This is a genomic window from Phocaeicola paurosaccharolyticus JCM 15092, assembly GCF_000613805.1.
Taxonomy (GTDB): Bacteria; Bacteroidota; Bacteroidia; order Bacteroidales; family Bacteroidaceae; genus Phocaeicola; species Phocaeicola paurosaccharolyticus.
Genome location: NZ_BAJR01000072.1, coordinates 1 through 2,011 on the forward strand (window position 1 = coordinate 1; position 2,011 = coordinate 2,011).

At 29.4% G+C, this 2,011-nt stretch carries 2 protein-coding genes and 2 pseudogenes; 2 read left to right on the forward strand and 2 right to left on the reverse strand.

Annotated elements, in window-relative coordinates; all coding sequences use genetic code 11:
• Together JCM15092_RS14195 and JCM15092_RS14200 are read right to left on the reverse strand one after the other, a co-directional pair.
• Window positions 1–523: CPBP family intramembrane glutamic endopeptidase (locus tag JCM15092_RS14195; RefSeq protein ID WP_024995216.1), on the reverse strand; the 523-nt coding region annotated here is incomplete at its 3' end.
• 77 nt (window positions 524–600) lie between these two features.
• A complete protein-coding gene (locus JCM15092_RS14200) occupies window positions 601–828 on the reverse strand; it encodes a hypothetical protein (RefSeq protein WP_024995217.1) in 228 nt (75 codons plus the stop codon).
• Window positions 829–1,176: 348 nt separating this feature from the next.
• Here JCM15092_RS14200 and JCM15092_RS16365 point away from each other — a divergent pair.
• Window positions 1,177–1,530: pseudogene (locus tag JCM15092_RS16365) on the forward strand (ISAon1 family transposase N-terminal region protein).
• A 199-nt stretch (window positions 1,531–1,729) separates the two neighbouring features.
• Window positions 1,730–2,011: pseudogene (locus JCM15092_RS14210) on the forward strand (hypothetical protein); the annotation flags it as partial.

Below are 2,011 nucleotides of genomic sequence, written 5' to 3' on the forward strand. Positions count from 1 at the left end.
TAAGATTATTTGTGAAATGAGCTAAAATCGGGTAAATTATATTATTAGTTTGAATATACAGAATTCCTAGGACAATTCCCATTAAAAATAATTGCAATATTTTATTTTTTTTAAAGTGATAAAGGCTAAAAAGAACAGATGTCAAAATACAAGAAAATATTACACTATCAGTTTTAATGATTAAATAATTAAGAAGATAATACCTAACTATAACTTCTTCTAATATACAAGCAGAAAAAGAGAATAGTAACCACCCTAATATAGTTGAATTATCTTTCAACAAATCTTTGGGCTCCTCTATTTTATCTAGTCCTATTAATAAAATCTCTCTCTTCGTGTATAATAATTTATATATAAAATGATTTAACAACAAAATTATTACTCCAATTAAAATACTACATAAGAGAAAAGAAAAAAAATTCTCATTAAAACATAGAATACTTTCAATTGGTAAAATATAATAAATGACAAGAATCTGAATAATAGTTTGAATATATAATAATATCTTAATTCGTTTTTTCATATTTTTCAAAAAAAGATAATAAGATTTAAATTACCTTATTATCTTTTCTAATTAATTTTCACATTAAACACGATGTTTTACTTTTTTATAGCTTCATAAACATAAGTGTTCGCTGTTACACTAGCTTCGGCTTTTTCCTGAACTGAAACAATGCGGGAATCTGGATCTCGTTGATCCTTTTTTTTATCTGTATCTCCAGGTACAGCTAATATTGCAACAACCGCAGCTACGACAAAAGGAAGTCCTTCCGTAAACTCTTGATAATTTGAAGATGTAATTATCTTCTTTTCATTAAAAAGGTTCATAATGTAATAATTTAAATAATTTGACAATACTTGTATTAATATCGAGTGCAATTTAAAAAAAATAAATAGACAATTTTATTTACTAAAAAAAAATAACATATTTTATCATTTTTGTTTACTGTATATTTACTCAATAACATGAATAATATGTTTTTGCATAAAAGCATATTAAATAGAGGTTTTATTCAGGAATAATTATCTGTAAAAATATTTAGACGACTCACTTAACTAACATATTCATTACTATATCTTCATCATAGATATTTCTAAATTGTTTCGGGTCAACGAATAAAGTTGAGGGGTAAATATTTAAAATCATTATCTTTGCTCTCCTAAAAATATTTACTAATGGATTCAAACGGTTATCGCCTTCTTCTTCCCGAAGGTACTTTAGACTACTTCGACCTTGTTAATGTACAGGAAGGTTCAAATGAAATAGTTATTTATCTTGAATAGAAAAATGTTGTTCCTAAACAGTATGCGGGTCAGGAATCTGAGAGTAAAGGTTTCTGTGAACCGGTTGTAATTCAAGACTTTCCCATTCGAGGAAAGAAAGTATATCTAAACGTTCGTCGCCGTCGCTGGATTATTAAGAAGAGTAATGAATACATCAAACGTAACTGGCGATTGGTCGCTGAAGGGACTCGTATGACGCAAGATTTTGCGTCTTTTTTAAAAGTATTAACCCACAAGCGCGAATAAAAAACATAAGAACAGTTTTACGCTGTTTTAGCAAAGCATAAACAGCGTAAAATAATGTTTCAATCCTATTACTTTTGCTATTGCAAGCAGGTACGTCAGATTAACATTGGATTTGCATTCCAATTAAAAGTATGATGCTGTAGGTCAGTGAAATAAGAAATGGCCGTTAGATGCCGTATGGAAGAATACAAAATTTTGTATGACCACAGGCTTGTATTTCTATTCATCTTTTAAAATAAAATGTATGGCAAAAGTAAAATCTGCAAAGGCTAAACTTATAAAATCTTCAGATGGCAACACTCTAGCAATTGTAAACCCTGATGCCGCAGGGATAGATATCGCAGACACAGAAATGCAAGTCTGCGTTCCGGAAAATCGTGATGGAGATAATAATAGACGCTTCGGATGTTTCACGTATGACCTTAACAATATAGTAGATTGGTTACTTTCCTGTAGGATAACAACAGTTGCAATGGAAGCT

Coding starts and splice junctions, on each gene's coding strand:
- JCM15092_RS14200 (WP_024995217.1), bottom strand. CDS start 828: ATGAACCTTTTTAATGAAAAGAAGATAATTACATCTTCAAATTATCAA.